This window comes from Kribbella sp. NBC_01484, from assembly GCF_036227145.1.
In the GTDB taxonomy this organism is placed as follows: domain Bacteria; phylum Actinomycetota; class Actinomycetes; order Propionibacteriales; family Kribbellaceae; genus Kribbella.
On the sequence record NZ_CP109437.1, the window covers coordinates 6,508,811 to 6,535,651 of the forward strand.

28 protein-coding genes are annotated in these 26,841 nt (G+C 68.9%); 23 read left to right on the plus strand and 5 right to left on the minus strand.

What is annotated here, in order from left to right; genetic code table 11:
* Positions 1-520 precede the first annotated feature (520 nt).
* A complete protein-coding gene (locus tag OG555_RS31640) occupies positions 521-1,162 on the minus strand; it encodes an NAD(P)-dependent oxidoreductase (RefSeq protein WP_329476205.1) in 642 nt (213 codons plus the stop codon).
* 2 nt (positions 1,163-1,164) lie between these two features.
* Positions 1,165-2,067: an EamA family transporter gene (locus tag OG555_RS31645; protein WP_329476206.1), complete on the minus strand. Its 903-nt coding sequence runs from the start codon at positions 2,065-2,067 to the stop codon at positions 1,165-1,167.
* Positions 2,068-2,140: 73 nt separating this feature from the next.
* On the opposite strand from OG555_RS31645, the gene OG555_RS31650 reads away from it, so the two are divergent.
* On the plus strand, positions 2,141-2,638 hold the full coding sequence (locus tag OG555_RS31650) for a MarR family winged helix-turn-helix transcriptional regulator (RefSeq protein WP_329476207.1): 498 nt from the start codon (positions 2,141-2,143) through the stop codon (positions 2,636-2,638).
* Positions 2,639-2,643: 5 nt separating this feature from the next.
* Positions 2,644-3,846 carry a methyltransferase, FxLD system gene (gene fxlM / locus OG555_RS31655; protein ID WP_329476208.1) on the plus strand — a complete coding sequence of 401 codons (1,203 nt, stop codon included), beginning with the start codon at positions 2,644-2,646 and terminating at the stop codon, positions 3,844-3,846.
* Here the strand turns inward: fxlM and OG555_RS31660 are convergent.
* Positions 3,830-4,549 (minus strand): hypothetical protein, encoded by a 720-nt coding sequence (locus tag OG555_RS31660; RefSeq protein WP_329476209.1) that lies wholly within the window; start codon positions 4,547-4,549, stop codon positions 3,830-3,832. The two genes, fxlM and OG555_RS31660, sit on opposite strands and share 17 nt — an antisense overlap.
* 165 nt (positions 4,550-4,714) lie before the next feature.
* Here OG555_RS31660 and efp point away from each other — a divergent pair, with 165 nt between their 5' ends.
* Both efp and nusB read left to right on the plus strand, forming a co-directional pair.
* On the plus strand, positions 4,715-5,248 hold the full coding sequence (gene efp / locus OG555_RS31665) for an elongation factor P (protein ID WP_328526983.1): 534 nt from the start codon (positions 4,715-4,717) through the stop codon (positions 5,246-5,248).
* A 26-nt stretch (positions 5,249-5,274) separates the two neighbouring features.
* Positions 5,275-5,685 carry a transcription antitermination factor NusB gene (gene nusB / locus OG555_RS31670; RefSeq protein ID WP_329476210.1) on the plus strand — a complete coding sequence of 137 codons (411 nt, stop codon included), beginning with the start codon at positions 5,275-5,277 and terminating at the stop codon, positions 5,683-5,685.
* A gap of 222 nt (positions 5,686-5,907) precedes the next feature.
* Here nusB and bldD read toward each other — a convergent pair whose 3' ends face one another.
* A complete protein-coding gene (gene bldD / locus OG555_RS31675; RefSeq protein WP_134119831.1) occupies positions 5,908-6,420 on the minus strand; it encodes a transcriptional regulator BldD in 513 nt (170 codons plus the stop codon).
* Positions 6,421-6,625: 205 nt separating this feature from the next.
* Between bldD and pyrR the strand changes: the two genes are divergently transcribed.
* The 9 genes from pyrR to OG555_RS31720 all read left to right on the plus strand — a co-directional run bounded on the left by pyrR (position 6,626) and on the right by OG555_RS31720 (position 17,370).
* The gene (gene pyrR / locus OG555_RS31680) at positions 6,626-7,261 is read left to right on the plus strand and encodes a bifunctional pyr operon transcriptional regulator/uracil phosphoribosyltransferase PyrR (RefSeq protein ID WP_329476211.1); all 636 of its coding nucleotides are present in this window, start codon (positions 6,626-6,628) and stop codon (positions 7,259-7,261) included.
* On the plus strand, positions 7,261-8,202 hold the full coding sequence (locus tag OG555_RS31685) for an aspartate carbamoyltransferase catalytic subunit (protein ID WP_329476212.1): 942 nt from the start codon (positions 7,261-7,263) through the stop codon (positions 8,200-8,202). The genes pyrR and OG555_RS31685 overlap by 1 nt, the downstream gene beginning before the upstream one ends.
* Positions 8,199-9,491, plus strand: a complete 1,293-nt coding sequence (locus OG555_RS31690) for a dihydroorotase (protein WP_329476213.1) — start codon at positions 8,199-8,201, stop codon at positions 9,489-9,491. Before OG555_RS31685 ends, OG555_RS31690 begins: the two co-directional genes overlap by 4 nt.
* Positions 9,488-9,979, plus strand: a complete 492-nt coding sequence (locus OG555_RS31695) for a PH-like domain-containing protein (protein WP_328520032.1) — start codon at positions 9,488-9,490, stop codon at positions 9,977-9,979. Before OG555_RS31690 ends, OG555_RS31695 begins: the two co-directional genes overlap by 4 nt.
* The gene (carA, locus tag OG555_RS31700) at positions 9,976-11,097 is read left to right on the plus strand and encodes a glutamine-hydrolyzing carbamoyl-phosphate synthase small subunit (protein WP_329476214.1); all 1,122 of its coding nucleotides are present in this window, start codon (positions 9,976-9,978) and stop codon (positions 11,095-11,097) included. Before OG555_RS31695 ends, carA begins: the two co-directional genes overlap by 4 nt.
* Entirely contained in the window at positions 11,097-14,402 is a 3,306-nt protein-coding gene (gene carB / locus OG555_RS31705) for a carbamoyl-phosphate synthase large subunit (protein WP_329476215.1), read from the plus strand. The genes carA and carB overlap by 1 nt, the downstream gene beginning before the upstream one ends.
* On the plus strand, positions 14,395-15,435 hold the full coding sequence (locus tag OG555_RS31710) for a quinone-dependent dihydroorotate dehydrogenase (RefSeq protein ID WP_329476216.1): 1,041 nt from the start codon (positions 14,395-14,397) through the stop codon (positions 15,433-15,435). The genes carB and OG555_RS31710 overlap by 8 nt, the downstream gene beginning before the upstream one ends.
* 23 nt (positions 15,436-15,458) lie before the next feature.
* On the plus strand, positions 15,459-16,295 hold the full coding sequence (pyrF, locus tag OG555_RS31715; protein WP_329476217.1) for an orotidine-5'-phosphate decarboxylase: 837 nt from the start codon (positions 15,459-15,461) through the stop codon (positions 16,293-16,295).
* Positions 16,296-16,407: 112 nt separating this feature from the next.
* Positions 16,408-17,370, plus strand: coding sequence for a DUF4037 domain-containing protein (locus tag OG555_RS31720; RefSeq protein WP_329476218.1), 963 nt, complete (start codon positions 16,408-16,410; stop codon positions 17,368-17,370).
* Here the strand turns inward: OG555_RS31720 and OG555_RS31725 are convergent.
* Positions 17,343-18,212, minus strand: a complete 870-nt coding sequence (locus tag OG555_RS31725) for a LysR family transcriptional regulator (RefSeq protein ID WP_329476219.1) — start codon at positions 18,210-18,212, stop codon at positions 17,343-17,345. The two genes, OG555_RS31720 and OG555_RS31725, sit on opposite strands and share 28 nt — an antisense overlap.
* A gap of 68 nt (positions 18,213-18,280) precedes the next feature.
* Between OG555_RS31725 and OG555_RS31730 the strand changes: the two genes are divergently transcribed.
* From OG555_RS31730 to metK, 10 genes are all read left to right on the plus strand, one after another.
* Complete coding sequence (locus OG555_RS31730) at positions 18,281-19,252, plus strand: EamA family transporter (RefSeq protein WP_329476220.1); 972 nt, start codon at positions 18,281-18,283, stop codon at positions 19,250-19,252.
* A gap of 8 nt (positions 19,253-19,260) precedes the next feature.
* Entirely contained in the window at positions 19,261-19,629 is a 369-nt protein-coding gene (locus OG555_RS31735) for a hypothetical protein (protein ID WP_329476221.1), read from the plus strand.
* Positions 19,630-19,729: 100 nt separating this feature from the next.
* On the plus strand, positions 19,730-20,104 hold the full coding sequence (locus OG555_RS31740) for a hypothetical protein (protein WP_328520041.1): 375 nt from the start codon (positions 19,730-19,732) through the stop codon (positions 20,102-20,104).
* A 116-nt stretch (positions 20,105-20,220) separates the two neighbouring features.
* Positions 20,221-20,535, plus strand: coding sequence for an integration host factor, actinobacterial type (mihF, locus tag OG555_RS31745; protein ID WP_329476222.1), 315 nt, complete (start codon positions 20,221-20,223; stop codon positions 20,533-20,535).
* A gap of 44 nt (positions 20,536-20,579) precedes the next feature.
* Positions 20,580-21,218, plus strand: coding sequence for a guanylate kinase (gene gmk / locus OG555_RS31750; protein WP_405072269.1), 639 nt, complete (start codon positions 20,580-20,582; stop codon positions 21,216-21,218).
* A gap of 3 nt (positions 21,219-21,221) precedes the next feature.
* Positions 21,222-21,524 (plus strand): DNA-directed RNA polymerase subunit omega, encoded by a 303-nt coding sequence (gene rpoZ, locus OG555_RS31755; RefSeq protein ID WP_325039561.1) that lies wholly within the window; start codon positions 21,222-21,224, stop codon positions 21,522-21,524.
* Between the two features lie 36 nt (positions 21,525-21,560).
* Positions 21,561-22,853: a bifunctional phosphopantothenoylcysteine decarboxylase/phosphopantothenate--cysteine ligase CoaBC gene (gene coaBC / locus OG555_RS31760; RefSeq protein ID WP_329476224.1), complete on the plus strand. Its 1,293-nt coding sequence runs from the start codon at positions 21,561-21,563 to the stop codon at positions 22,851-22,853.
* Positions 22,854-23,151: 298 nt separating this feature from the next.
* Positions 23,152-24,090: a type IV toxin-antitoxin system AbiEi family antitoxin domain-containing protein gene (locus OG555_RS31765; protein ID WP_329476225.1), complete on the plus strand. Its 939-nt coding sequence runs from the start codon at positions 23,152-23,154 to the stop codon at positions 24,088-24,090.
* Positions 24,091-24,333: 243 nt separating this feature from the next.
* Positions 24,334-25,443 carry a winged helix DNA-binding domain-containing protein gene (locus tag OG555_RS31770; RefSeq protein ID WP_329476226.1) on the plus strand — a complete coding sequence of 370 codons (1,110 nt, stop codon included), beginning with the start codon at positions 24,334-24,336 and terminating at the stop codon, positions 25,441-25,443.
* Positions 25,444-25,622: 179 nt separating this feature from the next.
* A complete protein-coding gene (gene metK / locus OG555_RS31775) occupies positions 25,623-26,816 on the plus strand; it encodes a methionine adenosyltransferase (RefSeq protein ID WP_329476227.1) in 1,194 nt (397 codons plus the stop codon).
* Positions 26,817-26,841 lie beyond the last annotated feature (25 nt).

The window sequence follows — 26,841 nt, forward strand, 5'->3', positions numbered from 1 at the left end:
GGCGCCATCGCACCAGCCCGCCGGCGTTCCCCATACCTACCGTCGAACACCAACCCGCCACCCCCGCTCCCGCGACACTCCCACCCACCCCCCGCGGGCGCTTCCCGGCGGCGCACAGCTGCCCGTCGTACGACCGTTCGGGCGAGGCGGTGTGGTGACTCGCGGAGTGAAGCCGGTCGCGCTGTCGCGGGCTGCTGGCGGCGAGTGGAGCCGGCCGCGCAACGCGGTTGTTCTAGTGCGGCTTTGAGAGGTTGCCCCCTGAGGTGATGGGTTGCACAGCCAGAATGTCAGGCGGCAACCCACCAACTCAGGCGGCAACCCACCACCTCAGGGGGCGACAACCCGCGGCGTGCTGACGCGGCGATCTTGAGGTGGAGCGGATTATGCTCCCGGATCACACTCCCGGATCGGCCGGAATCCTCCCCATCTGTTGCCGGCGCAGTGTGGTGACCTGGGAGGTGAGGCCAGTGCTGTCGTCGTCTGGCTGCTGGCGGCACCACCAACCTCCGGCCGGGTACGGCTAATAGCCCACGGTGAAGCGGTGGCGTATGTGTTGTGGCTGCTCGGCCTCGTCCAGCAAGGCGATCGCGAAGTCTTCGATGGAGAGGTGGGAGTTGCCGTGGGCATCGGTGAGGAGGTGGTCTGTTCCCTTGCGGTAGGTGCCGGTACGGGTGCCTGGTTCGAGGAGGGCCGGGGGACTGACGTACGTCCAGTCGACGTCGTCAGCTTCGCGGACCAGGGCGAACTGTTCGTTGCAGGCAAGGGCGATCGGGCGCAGAAGGGCTGGGAAGTCTGGTGCGTCCACGAGCATGTGGTTCGTGCCGGGGACGATCAGGCCGGCCGCACCGCCGACCAGGATCAGGCGTACGCCGCTGGACCGGAGACCGATGAGGAGGCCTTTGGCCGCTTGGACCAACTCGGCTTCCTGACCGGGCTGTGGACGGGTCGCACTGATGACGACGTCGTGGCCGGCGCTCAGGGCGGCGACGTCATCCGGGTCGGACGCGTTGCCTCGGCGGATGTGTAGAGCGGGAGAGGCGGGGAGTGTCGCGAGGCGGCTGAGGGTTCGGCTCACTGCCGTCACCTCGTGGCCGCGGGCGAGGGCGTCGTGGACGACTCGGCTGCCGACTGCGCCGGTGGCGCCCCAGACGAGGACGCGCATCGTCAGCTCCTCTCTCCCGCTGCCACGAGGACGGGCGCTGGACTGACTGGCCTCGTCCTGCGCCGTACCTGGGCGCTGATGAGCGCGGCCAGCACGATCAGGCCGCCGATGGCTTGGGCGGTGGTGAGGCGCTGGTCGAGCACCAGCCAGCCGAGGGTGGTGGCGGTCACCGGGCTCAGCAACCCGAGGAACGTGACATCGGTGGGGGACAGCTCCCGAAGGCCACGGAACCAGAGGGCATACGCCACCGCGGAGCCGATGATCGTCAGGTAGGTGTAGCCCGCGATGTTCTGCAGGGTGAACGCAGGCGGTGCGCCCTCGACCAGGAACGCGACGGGCAGCAGCACCACACCGCCGGCGACGAGTTGCCAGCCGGTGGTGGCCAGCAGGGGAGCGGGCGACGTCCAGCACTTGCTCAGTACGACGCCTAGCGCCATGACGACCGCTCCACCAAGGGCTGCGAGCACACCCCAGGTGTCGAGCTGGGCGTTGGCTCGGAGGACCAGCATGCCGACCCCGAACACACCGGCGATCGCAGTCAGGACAGTCCGCAGCGACAGTCGCTGACCCAGCAGACCGGTAGACAGCAGCGCGACGAGGAGCGGCTGGATCGCGCCGACCGTCGCGGCCACGCCACCTGGCAGCCGATAGGCGCCGATGAACAGCAGTGCGTTGAACGCCCCGATGTTGAGCGTGCCGAGGACCAGCGATCGCCACCACCAGCTGCCGCGCGGCAGCGTGCGGGTGATGGCGATCAGCAGCAGTCCGGCCGGCAGGGCCCGGAGCAGCGCCGCGAGGAGCGGACGGTGTGGTGGAAGGAGCTCAGTGGTGACCAGATACGTGGTGCCCCAGAGCATCGGCGTGATCGCCGTGACCAGGAGGAGTGAGACCCGATTGCTTAGCACTAAGATAAAGTATCTCAGCGCTAAGCAACTTTCAATACCTCACCGCTAAGCGAGTTGGCCGTAAGCTGGACAGATGGCAGATCACGTCGACCTGGTGCTCGAGCAGTGGAGCGAGCAGCGGCCCGACCTGGACGCGTCGCCGATGGGCGTCATCGGCCGGCTGAGCCGGCTGAGTCAGCTGTTCGACGGCGAGCTGCGGCGCAACTTCGCCCGGCACGACCTCGACCGGGCGTCGTTCGACGTTCTCGCGACCCTGCGGCGCAGCAACTCCGAGCACAGCCTGACCCCGGCCGGTCTGATGCGCTCGTCGATGGTGACGTCCGGAGCGATCAGTCAGCGCCTCGACCGGTTGGAGGCCCGCGGCCTGGTCACCCGGGCGCCGAGTGAGACCGACGGGCGCGGCGTTCGGGTGACGCTGACCGCCGAGGGTCTGCGGTTGATCGATGCCGTGCTGCCGACCCACGTCGACACTGAGAGCCGGCTGCTCGCCGGGCTGTCCGGGGCCGAGCGCGATCAGCTCGCCGGTCTGCTGCGGACGCTGCTGGAATCGCTCGGGGACCAACAGGACTGACCGCCATGGCTGCCCTCGGCAACGACTCGGCCCAGGCGGAGTTGTTGCGTGCGGCCCTCACCCGGCATTTGGTTGCTGAAGGCACCATCCGTGACGAGCGGGTGGCTGCCGCGTTCCGGACGGTGCCGCGGCACCTGTTCGTCCCGTACACTCCGCTCGACCTCGCGTACGCTGACGATGTCGTGCTGATGAAGCGGAACCAGGCCGGCGTGGTGATCAGCTCGGTGTCGCAGCCGAGCATCGTGGCACTGATGCTCGAGCAGGCCGGGATCGAGCCCGGTGACCAGGTGCTGGAGATCGGCTCCGGCGGCTACAACGCCGCCCTGATGCGGGAGCTGACCGGGCCGAAGGGGTCCGTGACCACGGTCGACATCGACCCCGAGGTCACCGCCCGCGCCCGTGCGCTTCTGGACCAGGCCGGGTACGACGACGTCCTGGTCGTGCAGGCGGACGGCGAGTACGGTGCGCCGGGTCAGGCGCCGTACGACCGGATCGTGGTGACCGTGACGGCCTGGGACATCCCGCTGGCTTGGATCGACCAGCTTCGGCCTGGTGGGCGGATCGTCGTACCGCTGCGGGTGCGTGGGCAGACGCGGGCGATCGCGTTCGACCGGGTGCACGGTCACCTGGACAGCCGGTCGATGACTTGGTGCGGATTCGTCTGCATGCAAGGGGCCGGTGCGAACTATGAGCGGCTCGTCCCGATCAGCGGCGACGAGGTGGGCGTCTGCTTCGACGAGGATCAGGAGGTCGACGCGCATCCGTACGACGGCGTGCTGGAGCAACCGGGGGAGCGGGTCTGGTCAGGGGTGGTGGTGAACCGCGAGGAGCCGCTGTTCGATCTCAACCTCCGGCTCGCGACCACACTGCCCGGGTACTGCGTTCTGTCCGGTGGCGGACCGGGTGTCGTCGCGCCGACGCCGCATTGGGGAGCCGCAGCGGTGGCGACCCGCGACAGCGTCGCCTATCTGACGTCCCGTCAGGCTCGGAGCGCCCTGGCCTCGTTCGTGGAGTTGGGGTGCAACGGTCATGGCCCGGACGCACGTGACCTGATCGATCGGATGGTCGACCAGGTGCGGATCTGGGACGTCCATCACCGGCGTGGTCCCGGGCCGGCGTTCCAGGTGCACCCGGTCGGCGACGAACTGCCGCCGGGCTTCCACATTGGCCGGCGGCACAGCTACATCACGGTCAGCTGGCCGGAGTGACTCCGGGGCGCGGCGGGTTGCGGACGGTCTGCCAGAGCTCGTCGATGTCGGAGCGGTCGTCGGGCTCGGGGGTGTCGACCCAGCCACTGGCCCAGACGTCCTCCTCGCGGTCCAGGTCGAAGATCGACTCGGCGAACGCGGCCGAGCCGACGTACCGGGACTCGTCCTCGTCCGGCTCGGCGTCCGCGGACTGCGGCGAGCCGGCGGTGGTGCCGGTCGGCGCGACCAGGGCGCGGGCGTACTTCTGCGCGTCGAGGATGCCCAGGTCCCGCTCGTCGCACAGCAGCCGGATCGCGCCGACCTCGTGGCCGGTGCGCATCAGCTCGCGCACCCGGGTGTCGAGGTCCTGCTTCGGTGCGGGCAAGTTGTTCTGCGGCGGGCGATGCGCGGGCGGCTGATTGGTCGGCAACCAGATCTCAGCCGGCTGGTTCTGCGGGGCCGACTGGGTCGGCAGTTGATTGGACTGACCGGGTGACGTCCGCTCACCCAGGTGCCGCGGCTGGCGGCCGGCCTGCATGCTCTGCTGGAGCGCGGCGGCCACCTGCTGACTGCCCGGCGCGGTCCCCTGCTGCGCCTGGATCCGCTCGATCAGCTTCTGGACCCGCGGGCTCGGCGTACCGGTGCGCTTGGTCGACTGCTGCTTCAGCTTCCCGATCACGCTGAGCACGATCATGATGACGATGAAGATCGCGAACTCGGCCACCGGGTGCCTCCGTAGTGCTCGGGACTGCCAGCGTAGTCGCCGCCAGGGCCGCCGGCCGCCACGGAATCGGAGGAAAGCGGTGGTGACCGCTACAATCCGGTGTTACCGCTGATCGATTTCGAAGGGCATACCCGCGTGGCAACGACGAACGACCTCAAGAACGGCATGGTGCTCGACCTGGACGGGCAGCTGTGGTCCGTCGTGTGGTTCCAGCACCACAAGCCGGGCAAGGGCGGCGCCATCGTCCGGACGAAGCTGAAGAACGTGCTGTCCGGCAAGGTGGTCGACAAGACCTTCAACGCCGACGTCAAGGTCGACGTGGCCACGGTCGACAAGCGTGACATGACGTACCTGTACAACGACGGCTCGGCGTACGTGTTCATGGACAAGAGCACCTACGACCAGCTGCAGCTGCAGCCCGAGGTGGTCGGCGACGCCGTGCACTTCCTGCTGGAGAACCAGGACGCCATCGTCGCCGTGCACGACGACCTCCCGCTGTACGTCGAGCTCCCGGCCTCGGTCGAGCTCACGGTGCAGTACACCGAGCCGGGTCTGCAGGGCGACCGCTCCAGCGGCGGCACCAAGCCGGCGAAGCTGGAGACCGGCTACGACATCCAGGTCCCGCTGTTCCTGACCACTGGTGAGAAGGTCAAGGTCGACACCCGCACCGGGGACTACCTCGGCCGCGTCACCTCCTGAGGCTTTGAGAGAGCTGACAACAGAACATGTCTGCCCGTAGCAAGGCCCGCAAGCGCGCACTGGACGTGCTGTTCGAGTCGGAGGTCAGGGGACTGCCGGTCGGCGGCACCCTGGCCGACCGGGTGGCTGACAACGATCCGCCGGTGAACGAGTTCACCGTGGCGCTGGTCGAGGGTGTCGCGAAGCACATCGACGTGATCGATGGCCTGCTGGAGACGCACTCGGTGGGCTGGTCGCTGGACCGGATGCCCGCGGTCGACCGGAACATCCTGCGGATCGGGACCTACGAGCTGTTGTTCGACGACCAGGTGCCGGACGTGGTCGCGGTGAGCGAGGCGGTGGCCATGGCGCGGGACCTGTCCACCGACGAGTCGCCGGCGTTCGTCAACGGGCTGCTGGCCAGACTGCTGCAGTTGAAGCCCACCCTCGGCGTCTGAAGAAATTTCGAGCTGAGGAACGAGGGGGCGAGCCCTCCGGGAAGTCAGGCCCGAAACCGTCTCGGTACGGTCTCGGGCCGGGTCTACGTCCCCGTAGTGATGGCGCGGGGGGAACGGCCCCGGCGTCGATGGTGCTGTTGTGACCTACTGCGGTACTGCGAGGCGGGCGGCCGTGGGCCAGCTGCTACGAGCCCCGACCGTCTCTGCTGCCTCCGTCCGGCGTCAGGCGCCGGCTGCCTCGGACTCCTCGACGTCGCCCTTCGCCTCTGGGTTCAGCACACCCCAGGAGATGAAGCGCTCGGTCAGAGTCGTCGGCGACTCGTCGTAGATCACGGCGAGGGTCCGCATGTCGTCCTGACGGATCGACAGCACCTTGCCGTTGTAGTCCCCACGCTGAGCCTGGATCGTGGCCGCGTACCGCGTCAGCGGACCGGCCTCGCTCGCGTCGAGGTGTTGCAGGGCCTCCAGGTCGAGGATCAACCGGGGAGGAGCGGCAGCCGCGGCGGCCGCGCTGGCGTTACCAGGCAGCAACTCACGGATCGGCACGCCGTAGAAATCGGCGAGCTCGGCGAGCTTCTGGACCGTGACGGCTCGATCGCCGCGCTCGTACGAGCCGACGACGACCGCCTTCCAGCGACCCTTGGACTTCTCTTCCACGCCATGCAGCGACAACCCCTGCTGCTGGCGGATGGCGCGTAGCTTGCCACCCAGTGTCTTCGCGTATTCGCTAGGCACGCTGGTTCTTCCCTCCGACTAGATTTCGTCATGTCCGGCCCGCCGGAACGGGCCGGTCGGTGAAACCCCCTCGATTACTGAGAGTAACAATATTCTGGGCCGGAGGCCAGCGTCAAGACGGCGTGTCACATCCGATACCATGTCAAGCGGTCCGAACCTGCTTTAAAGACCCGTCCAGAGAGGCGGGAAAGGAGGAACGGTTGCGATGAACCATGCCCACAACGCCGCGCCCCAACCGGCGCCGCGCGAGGTCCTGGACGCTTCCGACATTTCCCGGGCGTTGACCCGGATCGCGCACGAGATCCTCGAGCGCAACCGCGGTGCCGACCCGGTCGTCCTGCTCGGCATCCCCACCCGAGGCGTCGGCCTGGCCGCACGCATCTCCGCCCGGATCGCGGCGGTCGAGGGGCAGAGTGTGCCGACAGGGTCACTCGACGTGACGATGTACCGCGACGACATCGGCCTCAAACCACCCCGCGGCCTGGAACACACCGACATCCCGCCGGGCGGTATCGACGGCAAGGTCGTCGTGCTGGTCGACGATGTGCTGTTCTCCGGCCGCACCATTCGCGCGGCCCTGGACGCCATCGGCGACATCGGCCGTCCGCGCGCGGTCCAGCTCGCGGTGCTCGTCGACCGCGGCCACCGCGAACTGCCCATTCGCGCCGACTACGTGGGCAAGAACCTGCCGACCTCCCTGGTCGAGCGGGTCACCGTCCACCTGACCGAGTACGACGGTGCCGACGCGGTGCTGATCGCCGACAAAACGACGCCGACGTCCGAAGATCCGAGGTTCAGGACCCACGGTTCTTCGGACGTAAGGGATGGGGTGAGGTCGTGATGAAGCATTTGCTGAGTGCGGGGGATCTGAGCCGGGACGAGGCGAACCTGATCCTGGACACCGCCGAGGAGATGCGGTCGCTGGCCGACCGCCCGATCAAGAAACTGCCGGCCCTGCGCGGCCGGACCGTGGTGAACCTCTTCTTCGAGGACTCCACCCGGACCCGGATCTCGTTCGAGGCCGCCGCCAAGCGGCTGTCGGCGGACGTGATCAACTTCTCCGCCAAGGGCTCCAGTGTGAGCAAGGGGGAGAGTCTCAAGGACACCGCCCTCACGCTGCAGGCGATGGGCGCGGACGGCGTGGTCTGCCGGCACGGATCCTCTGGAGCGCCGCACCTGCTGGCGACCTCGGGCTGGATGACCGGGGCGGTGGTCAACGCCGGCGACGGCACCCATGAGCACCCGACCCAGGCGCTGCTCGACGCGTTCACGATGCGGCGGCACCTCGGTGCGCTGGACGGCCGCCGGATCACGATCGTCGGCGACGTCCTGCACTCCCGCGTCGCCCGGTCGAACGTGCTGCTGCTGTCGACGCTCGGCGCCGAGGTCACGGTGGTCGCGCCGCCGACGCTGCTGCCCGTCGACATGACGAACTGGCCGTGCGCCACGTCGTACGACCTGGACGCCGCGCTGGCCAAGAGCGACGCGGTGATGATGCTGCGGGTGCAGCGGGAGCGGATGAACGACGCGTTCTTCCCGAGCGCCCGCGAGTACACCCGCCGCTACGGTCTCGACGTCCACCGGATGGCGCAACTGCCGGACGACGCGATCGTGCTGCACCCCGGCCCGATGAACCGCGGCATGGAGATCAGCGCCGACGTGGCCGACTCCACCCGCTCGGTCATCGTCGAGCAGGTCACCAACGGCGTGGCCATCCGGATGGCCGTCCTTTACCTGCTGCTCTCCGGCAGCAACGACACGAACGAGGAGCAGACCGCATGACGGCGTACCTGATCACCGGAGCGAAGATCCTGGGTGGTGAGGTGGCGGACCTGCTGATCGACGACGGCGAGATCGTTGCCATCGGCACCAACCTGGAGGCGCCGGGCGACGTCGAGACGATCGACGCCGCCGGGCTGATCGCGCTGCCGGGACTGGTCGACCTGCACACGCACCTGCGTGAGCCCGGCCGTGAGGACGCCGAGACCGTCCTCACCGGCACCCGGGCCGCCGCGCTGGGCGGGTTCACCGCGGTCTTCGCGATGGCCAACACCGACCCGGTGGCCGACACCGCCGGGGTCGTCGAGCAGGTCTGGCGCCTCGGCCGCGAAGCCGGGTACGCCGACGTCTACCCGATCGGCGCGGTCACGGTCGGCCGGAAGGGGACGCAGCTCGCGGAGCTGGGCGCGATGGCGGACTCGGCGGCCCGCGTGCGGGTGTTCTCCGACGACGGCGACTGCGTCTGGGACGCCGCCTTGATGCGGCGCGCCCTCGAGTACGTGAAGGCCTTCGGCGGCACGATCGCCCAGCACGCACAGGAGCCGCGGCTCACCCAGGGCGCGCAGATGAACGAGGGCGCGCTGTCCGGCGTCCTCGGGCTGACCGGCTGGCCGGCTGTCGCCGAGGAGGCGATCATCGCCCGCGACGTCCTGCTGAACGCGCACGTCGGCTCCAAGCTGCACATCTGCCACCTGTCCACCAAGGGCTCGGTGGAGATCGTCCGGGCGGCGAAGCGCCGCGGGCTCGACGTGACCGCCGAGGTGACGCCGCACCACCTGCTGCTGACCGAGGACCTGGCCGCGTCGTACAACCCGGTCTTCAAGGTGAACCCGCCGCTGCGGACCAAGGAGGACGTCGAGGCGGTCCGCGAGGGCCTGGCCGACGGCACGATCGACATCGTCGCCACCGACCACGCGCCGCACCCGGTCGAGGACAAGGACTGCGAGTGGAGCGCGGCCGCGCCCGGCATGCTCGGTCTCGAGACCGCGCTCAGCGTGGTCCAGCACGCGATGGTCGACACCAAGCTGCTGACCTGGGCGGAGGTCGCGGAACGGATGAGCTACCGGCCGGCCGCGATCGGCCAGATCGGCGACCACGGCCGGCCCTTGGAGGCGGGGAGCCCGGCCAACCTTGTCCTGGTGGATCCGGCGGTCGTGCGGACGGTCGTCCCCCGGGAGACGGCGTCGCTGTCGCGGAATACGCCGTTCGACGGGATGACGCTGCCGGGCAAGGTGGTCGCGACGTTCCGGAAGGGTACGGCGACCGTCCTGGACGGGAAGCTGGCCAGGTGAAGGCGTTCCTCGGCATTCTCGGCACGCTGCTGATCCTGGCGGCGGCCTACTACGGCATGTACCGGGGCTGGCGGAACCGCAAGTCCCGGCAGGCCGATCTCGCGCCGCTGCCCGCGGTGCCGGAAGGCAGGACGCGGGGCGTGGAGGGTGTGTACGTCGCCACCACGTCGGCCGGCGACTGGATGGACCGGATCGCCGTGCACGAACTGGGCGTCCGCAGTACCGCGGACCTGGCCGTCAGTGAGGCCGGCCTGATCTTCCATCGGCAGGGTGCGGCGGATGTGTTCATTCCCGCGGACCACCTGACCGGCGTCCGGACCGACCGCGGGATCGCCGGCAAGGTGACCGCGGAGAAGTCCGGCCTGGTGGTGGTCACCTGGAACCACGACGGCCGCGCGCTGGACACCGGCTTCCGGCCCCGCCGCAAGGCCGACACCGCCCCCTTGACCGAATCCATCGCAACTCTGATCGGAGCCGAGCAGACATGAGCCAGCCTGCATTGCTGGTCCTGGAGGACGGCCGGTCGTTCGCCGGTACGTCGTACGGGGCGACCGGGGAGACCTTCGGCGAGGCGGTGTTCACCACCGGCATGACCGGCTACCAGGAGACGCTGACCGACCCGTCGTACCACCGTCAGATCGTCACCCAGACCGCGCCGCACATCGGCAACACCGGGGTGAACGACGAGGACGACGAATCACAGAAGATCTGGGTCGCGGGGTACGTCGTCCGCGACCCGGCCCGGGTGCCGTCGAACTGGCGCGCGACCCGGTCCCTCGACGACCAGCTCAGGGGCCAGGGCATCGTCGGGATCTCCGGTATCGACACCCGCGCGCTGACCCGGCACCTGCGCGAACGCGGCGCGATGCGGGCCGGGATCTCGACCGAGATCCTGGACCCCGCCCAGCTGCTGACGAAGGTGCTCGAGCAGCCGCCGATGGTCGGGGCGGACCTCGCCGACGAGGTCACCACGGCCGAGACGTACGTCGTCCCGGCCGAAGGGGAGAAGCGGTTCACCGTCGTCGCACTCGACCTCGGGATCAAGTCGATGACGCCGAAGCGGATGGCCGAGCGCGGCATCGAGGTGCACGTGCTGCCGGCCACCGCGACGCTCGACGAGGTGCTCGCGGTCGACCCGGACGGCATCTTCATGAGCAACGGTCCCGGCGACCCGGAGACCACCGAGCACCCGACGGAGCTGCTCAGGGCCCTGCTGCAGCGGGGGAAGCCGTACTTCGGGATCTGCTTCGGCAACCAGGTGTTCGGCCGGGCGCTCGGCCTGGGCACGTTCAAGCTCAAGTACGGGCACCGCGGGATCAACCAGCCGGTGCTCGACCGGGCCACCGGCAAGGTGGAGATCACCGCGCAGAACCACGGGTTCGCGGTGGACGCGCCGCTCGACGAGACGGTCGAGACGCCGTACGGCACGGCTGAGGTGTCGCATGTGTCCTTGAACGACAACGTGGTCGAAGGGCTCAAGCTCACCGGCCGCGACGGCCGGGTGCTCGCGTTCTCTGTGCAGTACCACCCTGAAGCGGCAGCAGGGCCGCATGATTCGGCCTACCTGTTCGACCGGTTCGTAGAACTGATGGAAGGACGGGTCTGATGCCGCGGCGTACAGACATCGAGTCGGTCCTGGTGATCGGCTCCGGCCCGATCGTGATCGGGCAGGCCTGCGAGTTCGACTACTCCGGCACCCAGGCCTGTCGCGTGTTGCGCGAAGAGGGCTTCCGGGTCGTGCTGGTGAACTCCAACCCGGCCACGATCATGACCGATCCGGAGTTCGCCGACGCGACCTACGTCGAGCCGATCACGCCGGAGTTCGTCGAGAAGGTGATCGAGAAGGAGCGCCCGAACGCGCTGCTCGCCACCCTGGGCGGCCAGACCGCGCTGAACGCGGCGATCGCCCTGCACGACAACGGCGTCCTGGAGAAGTACGGCGTCGAGCTGATCGGCGCGTCCGTCGACGCGATCCAGCGCGGCGAGAACCGGGAGTCGTTCAAGCACATCGTCGAGAAGCTCGGCGCGAACGTCGCGCGGTCGCGGATCTGTCACACCCTGGACGACGTGATGGGTGCGGCCGCCGAGCTCGGCTACCCGCTGGTGGTGCGGCCGTCGTTCACGATGGGCGGCGTCGGCTCCGGGATGGCGTACGACGAAGCCGACCTGCGCCGGATCGCCGGCGCCGGACTGCACGCCAGCCCGACCACCGAGGTGCTGATCGAGGAATCGATCCTCGGCTGGAAGGAGTACGAGCTGGAGGTGATGCGCGACAAGGCGGACAACGTCGTGATCATCTGCTCGATCGAGAACGTCGACCCGATGGGCGTGCACACCGGCGACTCGGTCACGGTCGCGCCGGCGATGACGCTGACCGACCGCGAGTACCAGGTGATGCGGGACCTTGCCATCGGCATCATTCGCGAGGTCGGGGTCGACACCGGCGGCTGCAACATCCAGTTCGCGGTGAACCCCGACGACGGCCGGCTGATCGTGATCGAGATGAACCCGCGGGTGTCGCGCTCGTCCGCGCTGGCGTCGAAGGCGACCGGCTTCCCGATCGCCAAGATCGCGGCGAAGGTTGCCATCGGCTACACCCTGGACGAGATCCCGAACGACATCACCCGGCAGACGCCGGCCAGCTTCGAGCCGACGCTGGACTACGTGGTGGTGAAGGTGCCGCGGTTCGCGTTCGAGAAGTTCCCGGCCGCGGACGCGACGCTCACCACGCACATGAAGAGCGTCGGCGAGGCGATGGCCATCGGCCGCAACTACACCGAGGCACTGCAGAAGGCGCTCCGCTCGCTGGAGAAGCCGGAGGCCCGGTTCTCCTGGGCCGGAGCGCCGTCGACCGACCTCGAGCCGTTGCTGGAGGCAATCAAGACGCCGCACGACGGCCGGCTGCGGACCATCATGGACGCGATCCGGGCCGGGGCCACGCCGGAGCAGATCTTCGACTCCACTCGCATTGATCCCTGGTTCGTGGACCAGCTCTACCTGATCCACGAGACCGCTCTCCAGGTCTCGGCCGCACCGCGGCTGACCCCGGAGGTGATCAAGCTGGCCAAGCGGCACGGGTTCTCGGATCTGCAGCTGGCCGAGATCCGCGGGCTGACCGAGGACGTCGTCCGCGGGGTCCGGCAGGCGCTCGGGATCCGCCCGGTCTACAAGACGGTCGACACCTGTGCGGCCGAGTTCAAGGCCGAGACGCCGTACCACTACTCGTCGTACGACGAGGAGACGGAGGTCGCACCGCGTGAGACCCCGGCCGTGCTGATCCTCGGCTCCGGGCCGAACCGGATCGGCCAGGGGATCGAGTTCGACTACTCCTGTGTGCACGCGTCGATGGCGCTGCGCGAGGCCGGCTACTGCACGGTGATGGTCAACTGCAACCCGGAAACAGTCTCGACCGACTACGACACCTCCGACCGGCTGTACTTCGAGCCGCTCACCTGCGAGGACGTTCTCGAGATTGTGCACGCCGAGCTGCAGGCCGGCCCGGTCGCCGGGGTGATCGTGCAGCTCGGCGGGCAGACGCCACTGGGTCTGGCGCAGCGGCTGGCGGATGCCGGCGTACCGATCGTCGGGACCTCGCCGGCCGCGATCCATCTCGCGGAAGAACGGGGTGCGTTCGGCAAGGTTCTCGCCGAGGCGGCGCTGCCGGCGCCCAAGCACGGTACGGCGATGTCCTTCGACGAGGCGCAGCTGATCGCCACCGAGATCGGCTACCCGGTGCTGGTGCGGCCGTCGTACGTGCTGGGCGGTCGGGGCATGGAGATCGTCTACAGCGAGGCGGAGCTGACCGCGGCGCTGAACCGGCTGAGCGCGGGGTACGGGTCGTGGGAGCATCCGGTGCTGATCGACCGGTTCCTCGACGACGCGGTCGAGATCGACGTCGACGGGCTGTTCGACGGCGACGAGTTGTTCCTCGGCGGCGTGATGGAGCACATCGAGGAGGCCGGGGTGCACTCGGGCGACTCGTCGTGTGCGCTGCCGCCGATCACGCTCGGGAACGCCGACATCGAGAAGATCCGGACGTCGACCGAGGCGATCGCCCGTGGCGTCGGCGTACGGGGGCTGCTGAACGTGCAGTACGCGCTGGCCGGGGACGTTCTCTACGTGCTCGAGGCGAACCCGCGGGCGTCGCGGACGGTGCCGTTCGTGTCGAAGGCGACCGCGACTCCGCTGGCCAAGGCGGCGGCCCGAGTGATGCTCGGGGCAACCATTTCCGAGCTGCGGACCGAGGGACTGCTGCCGGCCGAGGGCGACGGTGGGACCCTACCGACCTCGACGCCGATCGCGGTGAAGGAAGCCGTGATGCCGTTCAACCGGTTCCGGACCATCGACGGCGCGTCGGTCGACACCGTGCTCGGGCCGGAGATGCGGTCCACCGGCGAGGTGATGGGCATCGACGACACCTTCGGGACCGCGTTCGCCAAGTCGCAGGCCGGGGCGTCACAGCCGCTGCCGAGCTCGGGCAAGGTCTTCGTGTCGGTCGCCAACCGGGACAAGCGGCACATGATCTTCCCGGTGAAGCGGCTCGCTGATCTCGGCTTCCAGATCTACGCGACCGAGGGTACGGCGGACGTCCTGCGGCGCAACGGGGTCGAGGCGGTCACGGTCCGCAAGAGCAGCCAGGGTCCGGGGCCGAACGGTGAGCCGACGATCGTGCAGATGGTCCAGGACGGCGAGCTGAACCTGATCGTCAACACGCCGATCGGGATCACCAAGGGCGGGTCGCCGCGGCTGGACGGCTACGAGATCCGGAGTGCGGCGGTGGCGCGCAACATCCCGTGCATCACCACGGTGCAGGGGCTGGCGGCCGCCGTCCAGGGGATCGAGGCGCAGCAGGCGGGAGACATCGGTGTCCGGTCGCTGCAGGACTGGGTGCCGAGGATCCGCGGTGTATAGGCGGGTCGTCCGGCCGGTCCTGTACCGGCTGGGAAAGGGCGACGCGGAGGTCGCGCACGAGCAGACGCTGCACGGCCTCCGCCGCCTCGGCCGGATCCCCGGCGCGGTCGCGGCACTGTCCCGGACGTACGGCGCGCTGCCGACCGGATCGCCCCGGACGGTCTTCGGCGTCCGCTTCCCGTCCCCGGTCGGTCTGGCTGCAGGGATGGACAAGAACGGGATCGCCCTGCCTGCCTGGCGCGCGGTCGGCTTCGGCTTTGTCGAGGTCGGCACCGTGACCGCCCACCCGCAGCCGGGGAACGAGAAGCCGCGGCTGTTCCGGCTGGTCGAGGACGAGGCCGTGATCAACCGGATGGGCTTCAACAACCTCGGCTCGTCCGCGCTGGCCGACCGGCTGGCGGCGTACGGCGACCTGGGCTACCCGCTGGGGATCTCGATCGGGAAGTCGAAGGTGACTCCGCTCGAGGACGCGGTCGAGGACTACGTGACCTCACTGCGGCGGCTCTCGGCGTACGGCGACTACTTCGCGGTCAACGTGTCCTCGCCGAACACGCCGGGACTGCGGTCGCTGCAGGACGCCGGACACCTGCGTGAACTGATGACCGCCCTGCACGCCGAGGCGGCCTCGCTGAGCGTCGGCGGCCTGGGCGGGAAGCCGATCCTGGTGAAGATCGCACCGGACCTGACGCCGTCCGCCATCGACGAGTTGCTCGCAGTGTGCACCGAGGTCGGCGTGGCGGGGATCATCGCGACCAACACCACCATCGGGCGGCCGGGGGTCGAATCCCATCCACTGGCAGCGGAGACCGGCGGGTTGTCCGGGCGTCCGTTGACCGAGATCGCGGCCAAGACGGTCGCGCACATCCACGCGGAGACCGGGGGAGCGCTGCCGATCATCGGGGTCGGCGGCATCCTCGAGCCCGCCGACGCGATGCGGCTGTTCGACGCCGGGGCCAGCTTGGTCCAGGTGTACACCGGACTGATCTACCGGGGGCCCGGCCTGATCCGCCGCATCAACCGAGGACTGACATGAGCCACCGACCCATCGGGAGTGACATGAGGAACGAACCCTTCGGCACCCGGCTCCGGGCGGCCATGGACACCCGTGGCCCGCTGTGCGTGGGGATCGACCCGCACGCCCACCTGCTCGAGCAGTGGGGCCTCCCGGACACCGCGGAGGGTCTGGCGTCCTTCACGTACGGCGTAGTGGACGCGCTGGCCGACAGGGTTGCGGTGTTCAAGCCGCAGTCCGCGTTCTTCGAGCGCTTCGGGTCGGCCGGGATCGCCGTACTCGAGCAGGCGACGATCCGGCTGCGGGAGGCCGGCGCGCTGGTGATCATCGACGCGAAGCGCGGTGACATCGGGTCGACGATGGCCGGCTACGCGGCGGCGTACCTGGCGGAGAAGGGGCCGCTGGCGTGTGACGCGCTGACGGTCAGTCCGTACCTCGGGTTCGGGTCGTTGCAGCCGGCGATCGAGGTGGCACGCTCGGCTGGTGCGGGGTTGTTCGTGCTGGCGCTGACGTCGAATCCGGAGGGGCCGCAGTTCCAGTCCGCGCGGACGGTCGATGGTCCGACCGTCGCCGGCGCAGTGCTGGACGGCCTGCGTGCGCTCAATGCGGACGCCGACGACCTCGGGTCGTTCGGCGCCGTCGTCGGCGCGACGATCGCCTCGACCGATGAAGACCTCGACATTCGTGGTCCGCTCCTCGCGCCGGGCCTCGGCGCCCAGGGCGGCACGGCGGACGGGTTGGTCAAGGTGTTCGGCCCGGCGGTGCGGAACGTCGTACCGTCGAGCTCGCGCGAGATCCTCGGCGCGGGGCCGTCGGCCGTCGCGCTGCAGGATGCGGCCGATCGGGCAAATGACGGGTTCCGGGCCGTCCTGGGGTACTGACAAAGGCCGGTGAAATCCGGTAGGATTTGATTTACCAAATGGCGCGATCAATTTCGCGCCATTTGGTGTTTCTTCTTGCATTGACCGGATTGCGCATGCGATCTTTCTCAACATGTCTCCGGGTCTGGAATTGTGTCGGCGGTTCTACGGCGAGGTGGTGCGTCCGCTCCTGACGGTGCCGCACAGCGCGGCACTGATGGGCCGCGGCTCCGAGGTGCTCGGGTTCGACGACGAGATGTCGACGGACCACAACTGCGAGGCGCGGGCCCTGCTCTTCGTCGCGGAGGGAGTCGCGTGTCAACCCGAGGTGCCGAATCGCTTCGCCGGGCGTCCGGCCTTTGTCGAGGTGCACACGATCCGCTCGTATTTCGAGCAGCAACTGGGATTCGATCCGGCCCAGGACCTCGCGGTGCGGGACTGGTTCACGTTCCCTGAGCACAAGCTCCGCATGTTCACCGCGGGCGCGGTCTTCCACGACGATCTCGGGCTGCAATCCGTGCGGGATCGGCTGGCGTACTACCCGGATGATGGCTGGCGCTATCTGATGATCGCGGCGTGGTGGCGCGTGCATCCGGAGATGAATCTGGTCGGCCGGTCCGGATATGTCGGCGACGAACTCGGGTCCGCGCTGATCGGCGCACAACTCGTGCAGGACCTGATGCGGTTGTGTTTCCTGATGGAGCGCGAGTACGCGCCGTACTCGAAGTGGTTCGGTACGGCGTTCAGCCGGCTGTCCTGTGGTTCGACGATGGAGCCGGTGCTGCGCGACGTGTTGCGAGCCGAGACGTGGCAGGAGCGCGAGCAGGCGCTGATGGCGGCGTATCGGCTGGTGGGGGAGTTGCACAACCGGCTGGAGATCACAGCGCCGGTGGAGCTCGGGATCGAGCAGATGTGCGGCCGGCCGTTCAAGGTGGTGTGGGGTGACTTCCCCGGCGCGCTCGCGGCCGAGATCCAGGATCCGGAGGTACGGCGGATCGCCGAACACTGGCCGGTCGGCGGGATCGACCACATCCGCAACGTGATTCTCTGGAGGGCCCAGGACCTCCGTCAGTTGGTCGGGCTCCTCGACTCCTGAAAGAGGCTGGTGAGCAGGGCGACGGCGGCTTCTGTCGCCGGGTGCGGGTCCTGACGGTGCCAGATCAGGTGTACGTCGACCGGCGGAGCGTCACGGAGTGGACGGTAGACGACGCCGTCGCGCCGGTACTGCGTCGTCGTCGCCTGCGGGGTCACACCTACGCAGCGCCCGGAGGCGATCGCGGCCAGCCAGTCGTCGACGTCGTGGGTGTACTCGACCTTCGGACGCGCCTCCTCCGGCCAGAGGTCCACAGTCGTGCTCCCGGTCCGGCGGTCGATCGACAGCGTGCGATCGCGCAGCTGGTCGAGCGTGAGCGTTCGCTTCCGGGCCAGCGGGTCGTCGGCGGGCAACGCGGCGTACCGCCGCTCCTGAGCCACCGTGACGTGCGCGAACCGTCGCAGATCGATGTGCGTCCGCACCACTGCGAGATCACACAATCCCTCCGCCAGGCCGCCCGTCGCCGTGTTGGTCCGGATCAGCTGCAACTCGATCCCCGGATGCTCGCCGGCCCACCGCCGCTGAAACTCCGTCGTCAACCGCCCCAACGCCGACCACGCATGCCCGATGCGCAACCGCGTATGCCCGCTCGTTGCCTCGATCACCAACTCGTCGACCTCGGCAAGCACCTGCCGCGCCCGCGCCAGCACCCGCACTCCCGCGGTCGTCGGTGTCACCGACCGACTGGTCCGATGCAGCAACCGCACGCCCAGTTCCCGCTCCAGCGCCATCACGGTGCGCGACACCGCCGCCTGCGACACCCCTAACTCGATGGCCGCATCCGTAAACGTCCCCGCATCCACCACCGCGACCAGACACCGCAACTGCCTGACCTCGAGATCCATAACCCCAGCGTATAGATCGCCCGACCGATGCATTTTGCGGATGACCTCCGCGGCCTGACGCTCGGAGCATGCGCAGAGGCAAGCTCGGTGGGGTACTGATGATGCTCGGGAGCGGGCTCTCGAACCAGGTGGGCGCGTCGGTGGCCGCGCTCGCGTTCCCTGTCATCGGGCCTGTGGGTGTGGTGGCCATCCGGCAGTGGATGGCTGGGGCTGTGTTGCTGGCGGTCGGCCGGCCTCGACTGCGGAGTTTCACGGCTCGGCAGTGGCGGGTGGTGCTGGGACTGGCGGCCGTGTTCGCGGTGATGAATGTGTCGCTGTACACGGCGATCGACCGGATCGGGCTCGGGCTGGCAGTGACGCTGGAGTTTCTCGGGCCGCTGGCGGTGGCGCTGCTGGGGTCGCGGCGGCTGCTCGACCTGATGTGTGCGCTCGCGGCTGCGCCTGCGGTGGTGTTGTTGACGCGACCTGAGGCGACGACGGATTACCTGGGTGTCGGGCTCGGGTTGCTGGCGGCGGTGTGCTGGGCCTGCTACATCCTGCTCAACCGGGTGGTCGGACAGGAGTTGCCGGGAGCAACGGGGTCGGCCGCGGCGGCGGGGGTGTCCGGGCTGGTCTACGTCCCGGTCGGCGTGATCGTGCTGTGGCATCACCCGCCGACACTCGCGGCCGCGGCGTACGCGTTGGTGGCCGGGGTGCTGTCGAGCGCCGTCCCGTTCCTCGTCGATCTGCTCACGCTCCGGCGGGTGCCGGCCCAGTTCTTCGGGGTGTTCATGAGCGTCAACCCGGTTCTCGCGGCCCTCGTCGGGCTCGTCGTGCTGAACCAGCACCTCGGGACGCTCGACTGGCTGGCGATCGCGGTGATCGTGGCAGCCAACGCGGTCGCGATCTCGTTCGGCGTACGGCGCGACGCGCCACATCACAGCCCGGTTCCAGTCGGCCGCTGCGACGTTGTTCACGGCGTGCCGGCCGGGGCGTTGACCCCGCGGTTCGGAAAGGTGTCCGCGGACGGGGAGCGACGGGCTTCCCGCGCGACACAGTAAGGATCGGAATGCGCAAGGTGGCGGCCCTCGCGGCGGCAGTGACAATCGGCGCCGGCCTGTTGACGGCGTGCTCAGGTGGCGACTACTGCGGCGACCTGAAGAACTATGCCGAGTCGGCGAAGAACCTCGACATCAAGAACTCCGACGCTGTCGGCAAGATGCTCGACCAGGCCAAGAGCGTCTCGAAGTCGGCGCCGGACGACCTGAAGGACGACTGGAAGACCGTCATCGACTACGCCGAGAAGGCGCAGGACGCCAAGGGTGACACGGGCAAGCTGACCGAGCTGGCCAAGAACGACGGCGAGAAGATCACGCCGGCCATGGACGCGATCACCAAGCAGGCCAAGGACACCTGCAAGGTGGACCTCGGGGCCTGACCCGCCAGGACGGCGGCCGTCCCCGCCGTCCTGCCCTGCTACTGCGCTGCGGAAAGTATTCGTTTCGGATGGTTTGGTGACCGCCGGTAGCGTCGGGCCTGTGAAGCGCACACTCGCCCTCGCCCTGACCGTGATCGCCGGTGCCGCCACGTTGACCGCCTGCACCGATGAACAGGCCTACTGTGTGGATCTCGCCAAGTACGCCGCCGGTGCGGTGAACGTCGACCCGCAGAAGCCGGCCGACTACGTGAAGATCCTCGACGACGCGAAGAAACTGCAGGACTCCGCGCCCGACGCGGTGAAGGACGACTGGGGCGTCGTGGTGGCGTTCGCCGAGAAGGCCCAGAAGGCGGGCTCGGACCGGGTCGAGCTGGCCAAGCTGAGCAAGGAGACCGGCGGCGTGATGACGGCGTACAAGGCCATCAGCAGCCACGCCAAGGACTCCTGCAAGGTCGACGTTCCCGCCCTGAACTGATCATACGATCGTTCCAATCCGCCACCTGGTGTCCGACTCCGCTCACCAGCGCCGGATCAGAGGCTGGACCCGTGTTAGGTTCCCTTGCGAAGCCATACAACGGGACAGGTGAGACGGTGCCACTTCCTACTTTGACCCCGGAGCAGCGAGCGGCGGCTCTGGACAAGGCCGCGGCGGCGCGGCGTGAGCGAGCCGAGATCAAGAACCGGATCCGGCATTCGGGAGCGTCTCCGACGGAGGTGCTCCACGAGGGGCAGACGAACGACGTGATCGGCAAGATGCGGGTCAGCGCGCTGCTGCAGTGCATCCCCGGCGTCGGCAAGGTGCGCGCCCAGCAGATCATGGAGCGGGCGGGGATCTCGGAGACGCGGCGGGTGCGCGGCCTCGGCTCGAACCAGATCGCCGCGCTCGAGCGCGAATTCGCCGAGTGAGCCAGACCGAAACCCTGACCGGCTCGTTGGACACTGGTGTGACGATGACCACGCACCCGAAGAACACCACGAACGAGCCGGCGACGGGAGGACCCGCGGCCGGCGGTGGGCGGCCCGCGCGGCTGACCGTGCTGGCCGGCCCGACGGCGGTCGGGAAGGGGACCGTCGCCGCGGACATCCGTGAGCGATTCCCGGACATCTGGATCTCGGTGTCCGCGACGACCCGCAAGCCCCGGCCGGCCGAGGTGCACGGTGTGCACTACCTGTTCGTGTCCGATGCCGAGTTCGACCGGATGATCGCCGACGGTGAGCTGCTCGAGTGGGCCGTCGTGCACAAGGCGGCCCGGTACGGGACGCCGAAGCAGCCGGTGCTCGACAAGCTCGCCGATGGCCGGCCGGCGCTGCTGGAGATCGACCTGCAGGGCGCCCGCCAGGTCCGCGAGACGATGCCGGAGGCGCAGTTCGTCTTCCTGGCCCCGCCGAGCTGGGACGAGCTCGTCCGGCGTCTGGTCGGCCGCGGGACCGAAACGGTCGAGGAGCGCGAGCGCCGGCTGGAGACCGCGACCCTCGAACTGGCCTCCGAGAAGGAGTTCGACGTGACGATCGTGAACGCGTCGGTTCGGGAAGCCGCCGATCAGTTGGTAAAGTTGATTCGATCACCCAAAATCTCTGAAAAGAGCTGACACTTGTCTGGCAACCAGCCCGTCGCCATCGGCATCACCTCCCCGCCGATCGACGACCTGCTCACCCACACCGACTCCAAGTACAAGCTCGTGCTGTACTCGGCCAAGCGGGCGCGGCAGATCAACGCCTACTACTCCCAGCTCGGCGAGGGCCTGCTGGAGTACGTCGGGCCGCTGGTCGAGACGCACGTGCAGGAGAAGCCGCTCTCGATCGCGATGCGCGAGATCAACGAGGGCGTGCTGACCTGCACCGACATCGACCCGGAGGCCGAGGCGGAAGCCGCCGCGGCGGAGAAGTCCGAGTAGTCCTGACCCGGCGACCGGGAAACGGAGTCCACGGAGATGTCCGCAACCGGTGAAACCCCCGGAGCCGCAACCGGCCCGGGGGCTGTCGTCGTGCCCAGGACCCGGCCGAATGTCGTGCTCGGGGTCGGTGGCGGGATCGCGGCGTACAAGGTCTGTGATCTGCTCCGGCGGCTGACCGAGTCCGGCCACAGTGTGCGGGTGGTGCCGACGGCGGCCGCGCTGGAGTTCGTCGGCGCGGCGACCTGGGCGGCGCTGTCCGGGCAGCCGGTGACGGCCGACCCGTTCGACAACGTCGAAGAGGTCCCGCACGTCCGGATCGGCAAGGCGGCCGAGCTCGTCGTGGTCGCCCCCGCGACGGCCAACCTGATCGCCAAGGCCGCCCACGGCCTGGCCGACGACCTGCTCACCAACACGCTGCTCACCGCCCGCTGCCCGATCCTGTTCGCGGCCGCGATGCACACCGAGATGTGGGAGCACCCGGCCACCCAGGCCAACGTCGCGACCCTGCGGTCCCGCGGCATCACCGTCCTCGATCCCGCCGTCGGCCGCCTGACCGGCGCCGACACCGGGCGCGGCCGGCTGCCCGAGCCGTCCGAGATCTTCGCGATCAGCCAGTTGATGCTCGCCGACGAGGCCGCCCGCGCGGCCGGTCAGTCGGTCGCCGATCTGACCGGCAAGCACGTCCTGATCAGCGCCGGCGGCACGCGCGAGCATCTCGACCCGGTCCGGTACCTCGGCAACTCGAGTTCCGGCAAGCAGGGCTACGCGCTCGCCCGGATCGCGGCCGCCCGGGGCGCCAAGGTCACGCTGGTCGCCGCCAACTCCGAGCTGCCCGACCCGGCCGGCGTCCAGGTCGTCCCGGTGACCAGCACGCGGAACCTGTACGACGAGATCACCGCCCGCGCGGGCGACGCGGACGCGATCGTGATGGCGGCGGCCCCGGCCGACTTCCGCCCGGCCGACGTCGCCGAGCACAAGATCAAGAAGACCGCCGACGGCTCGGTCCCCGCGGTCAACCTGGTGCAGAACCCGGACATCCTGCAGACGATCTCGCACGACCGCGCCCGCGCCGACCAGGTGATCGTCGGCTTCGCGGCGGAGACCGGCGACGCGGAGCACAGCGTGATGGAGCTCGGCCGCGCCAAGCTCGAGCGCAAGGGCTGTGATCTGCTCGTGGTGAACGACGTCTCCGGCGGCAAGGTCTTCGGCAGCGACCTGAACGAGGCCGTCATCCTCGACCGCGACGGCAACGCCCTCCCGGTGCCCTCGGGCTCGAAGGACGCGCTGGCCGGCGTGATCTGGAACCTGGTCGCCGCCCACTGGCACTAACCTCTCTGGCCGACTGACCACCACCGCCACACCACACCACCGCCACGCCACGCCCCCGCCACGCCACACCACCGCCGCCTGACCACCCCACCGCCGGCGCCCACACCGGCTCGGTCAGCGCACCCAGCTCAGCTGGCGGCCATTTCAGGGGTGAACCCCTGACCTCGCCCGTTCGCCTTGCGCATGCAAGGGGCGAACCCGCCATTTCAGGGGTGAACCGCTGAAATGGCTATCCACAGGTTGATGGTTGAGGGCTTGTGGGGTGCCCGGAGCGGTGATGCTTGGTGGGGTGAACCCCATGTTGAAGCTGCTGGCCGAGCAGCAGGGCGGTGTGTTCAGTCGTCAGCAGGCCATCTCCGGTGGCTACACGGCGAAACAGGTCCGGTCGCGCCTCGACGACGGTCGCTGGGTCCGGATCCGGCACGGGCAGTACGCCGAGCAGCAGGATCTGAGTGCACTAGAGCCCTGGGTTCGTATCCGGCAGGAGCATCGGCGCATGGTCCATGCCGTGGTGAACTCGTGGCGGCGCAGCGCCATCGCGGTCAGTCATCAGTCGGCTCTGGCGGTGCACGGCCTGCCGCTGTGGGGGCTCGATCTGCTGCAGGTGCACGTCACGCGGTTGGACGACCTGACCGGTGGCACCGTCTCTGGCGTACGCCACCACGTCGGCAAGCTGGCTGAGTCCGACCTCACCGAGGTTGAGGGGCTGACGGCAACCTCCGTTGCTCGTGCCGTCTTCGAGACGGCCTGTACGACGTCCTTCGAGGTGGCGGTGGTCAGCCTCGATGCGGCATTGCGCGATCGTCTGATCAGCTCGGATGACATTGTCCGACTTCTCGATGTCACCGAGTTCTGGCCCGGCAGTGCGACGGTTCGCGCTGCACTCGGCTTCAGCGACGCTCGGTCGGAGTCGGTCGGCGAGTCACGCCTCCGGGTTCTTCTGCACAATCACGGACTGCCGGCGCCGGTCCTGCAATACGAGTTCCACGATGCCAATGGGTTCGTGGCTCGAGTCGACTTCTACTTCCCGGAGTTTCACACCGTGGTGGAGTTCGACGGGAGAGCGAAGTACGGCGATGCTTCCGCCGATGTACTGGTGCGGGAGAAGATCCGCGAGGACCGGCTACGGGCGCTCGGCCTGCAGGTCGTTCGATCCGATTGGACGGATTTCAACCGGCCCGATCTTCTCCTGGCCCGAATCCACCAAGCCTTCGCCAGGTCACAACGCGCCGCCTGACGCCCTTCCTCGGGTTAACCCCTGACCTTGCCCCTTCTCCCTGCGGATGCGGTAGGGAGAAGGGGCATCTTGAAGGGTCCTCCCCTCAAATGGCCGTGGCGGGAGGGTGCATCGGCGCGGGGAGGGTGGATGGGCGGGGTCAGGGGTGGGTGGATCGGCGGGGTCAGGGGTGGGCTCCGGGTGTGAGGGGGGATGCCGTGGTTAGGACAGGAGTTGTCCGTTTCTGTGGTTAGGGTCGGAGGAATGGAGATCACCTGGCAGGCCGTTGTTGCCCAGCGGATGCGGCGGCACTACCTCACCGAGTCCGCTGCGACACCGGTTGACGCCGTACGTGCGATGTCTGGGGCGCATGCGCAGATCCTGGCGGCGGGGGAGTTGTCGGTGGCGCTGCGGGTCGCCGGCGCTACCCGGGAGAGCGTGCAGCAGGCGGACGGGCTGGTGAAGACGTTCGGACCACGCGGGACGGTGCACCTGCTGCCCCTCGAGGACCTGCCGTTGTGGACCGGTGCGCTGTCCGCGTTGCCGCGGGGTGCCCAGGCGCCTGAGGTGATGCGGATGACTCCCGGCCAGACTGCCGAGGTGATCGCCGCGATCGGTGCTGCCCTCACGCACGATGACCTGACCGCAGACGAGCTCACGGTCGAAGTCGTACGGCGCACTGGCGCATGGGCCGGCGATCTCGTCATGCCGGCGTTCCAGGGCTACTGGCCGCGCTGGCGGCAGGCGATCTCGGACGCGGCGAATGCCGGTGTCCTCTGCTACGGCCCGATGCGCGGCCGCGTCACGACGTACTCGAACCCGCACCGCATCAAGCCCTTCGAACCGCTGCCGGCCGAGAAGGCGCTCACCGAACTCCTGCACCGCTACCTCTACGCCTACGGACCGGCCACGCCGCAGCACTTCGCCCGCTGGCTGAAGACGACGCCGACGTTCGTCAAGCCGTACTTCGACGACCTCCCGCAGGCCGAGCTCGACGGGCAGACCGTGTGGCATGCGCCGGGCGACGAGTTCCCGGACGACCGGGCAGACGGTGTGCGGCTGCTGCCGTACTTCGATGCGTACGGCGTCGGCAGCTACCCCAGGGAGCGGCTCTTCCCCGGCCAGGCCTTCACGAGGGCGACCGCGCGAGGCCAGGCCGGCAACTACCCGCTCCTGCTGATCGACGGCATCGTCGCCGGGGTCTGGCACCAGAAGAAGGCCGGCCGGACACTGCAGGTCACCGTCGAGACCCTGAGCACCCTGAATCGCCGCAGGCGCACGCTGCTGGACGCCGAGGTGGACCGGTTGGCTGCGATCCTTGCCTGCACACCGTCGCTCACCCTGGGCGACGTGGCGGTCGGTCCGCACGCCTGAATCCGGACCGCCTGTCCAACATATGACCGCGAGTCTCGGATAGTGGGCGAATTCGGAGCGTCACCGGGACTCCGGGGAAAACTGCTGGCATACTTTCCGAGATGCATCGCCAACCGCCGGTGCATGGGGGGATCGTGCGGCCTCGGTCGCGCGGCACAAGAGGAATCCGAGGGAGAACTGTGGCGAGGCGCCTTTTCACGTCCGAGTCAGTGACCGAGGGTCACCCGGACAAGATCGCTGACCAGATCAGCGACTCCATCCTCGATGCCTTGCTGGCCGAGGACCCGAAGAGCCGCGTAGCGGTCGAGACCCTGATCACCACGGGTCTGGTCGTCGTCGCGGGCGAGGTCACCACGACGGCGTACGTCGATATCCCGGGGATCGTGCGTGCGCGCATCCTGGAGATCGGCTACGACTCGTCGCTGAAGGGTTTCGACGGCGCGTCCTGTGGGGTGCAGGTCGCCATCGGCAGCCAGTCGCCGGATATCGCGCAGGGCGTCGACACGGCGTACGAGACGCGGTCGGACGCGTCGAAGGACGAGCTGGACCTGCAGGGGGCGGGCGACCAGGGATTGATGTTCGGGTACGCGTCGGACGAGACGCCCGAGCTGATGCCGCTGCCGATCACGATCGCGCACCGGCTGTCCGAGCGGCTGTCCGAGGTCCGCAAGAACGGCACGCTGGCCTACCTGCGGCCGGACGGCAAGACCCAGGTCACGGTCGAGTACGACGGTGACAAGGCGGTCCGGATCGACACCGTGGTGGTGTCGAGCCAGCACGCGTCCGACATCAGCCTGGACACGATGCTGACGCCGGACATCAAGAAGCACGTGGTCGACCCGGTGCTCGAGCAGTTCGACATCGACTCGGCCGGCTACAAGCTGCTGGTGAACCCGACCGGCCGGTTCGAGGTCGGCGGCCCGATGGGCGACGCCGGGCTGACCGGGCGGAAGATCATCATCGACACCTACGGCGGGATGGCGCGGCACGGTGGTGGCGCGTTCTCCGGCAAGGACCCGTCGAAGGTGGACCGCTCGGCGTCGTACGCGATGCGCTGGGTGGCGAAGAACATCGTCGCCGCCGGGCTCGCCGCGCGGGCCGAGTGCCAGGTCGCGTACGCGATCGGCAAGGCGGCGCCGGTCGGTTTCTACGTCGACACGTTCGGCACCGAGACCGTGCCGGTGGAGCAGATCACCGCGGCGGTCCGCGAGGTGTTCGACCTGCGGCCGGCCGCGATCATCCGCGACCTGGACCTGCTCCGGCCGATCTACGCCCAGACCGCCCGCAACGGCCACTTCGGCCGCACCGGCGAGGACTTCACCTGGGAGCGCACCGACCGCGTCGAGGCGCTGAAGGCAGCCGTCAACAAGTAGTTGTCCACAGGGGGACGGCAGTGCG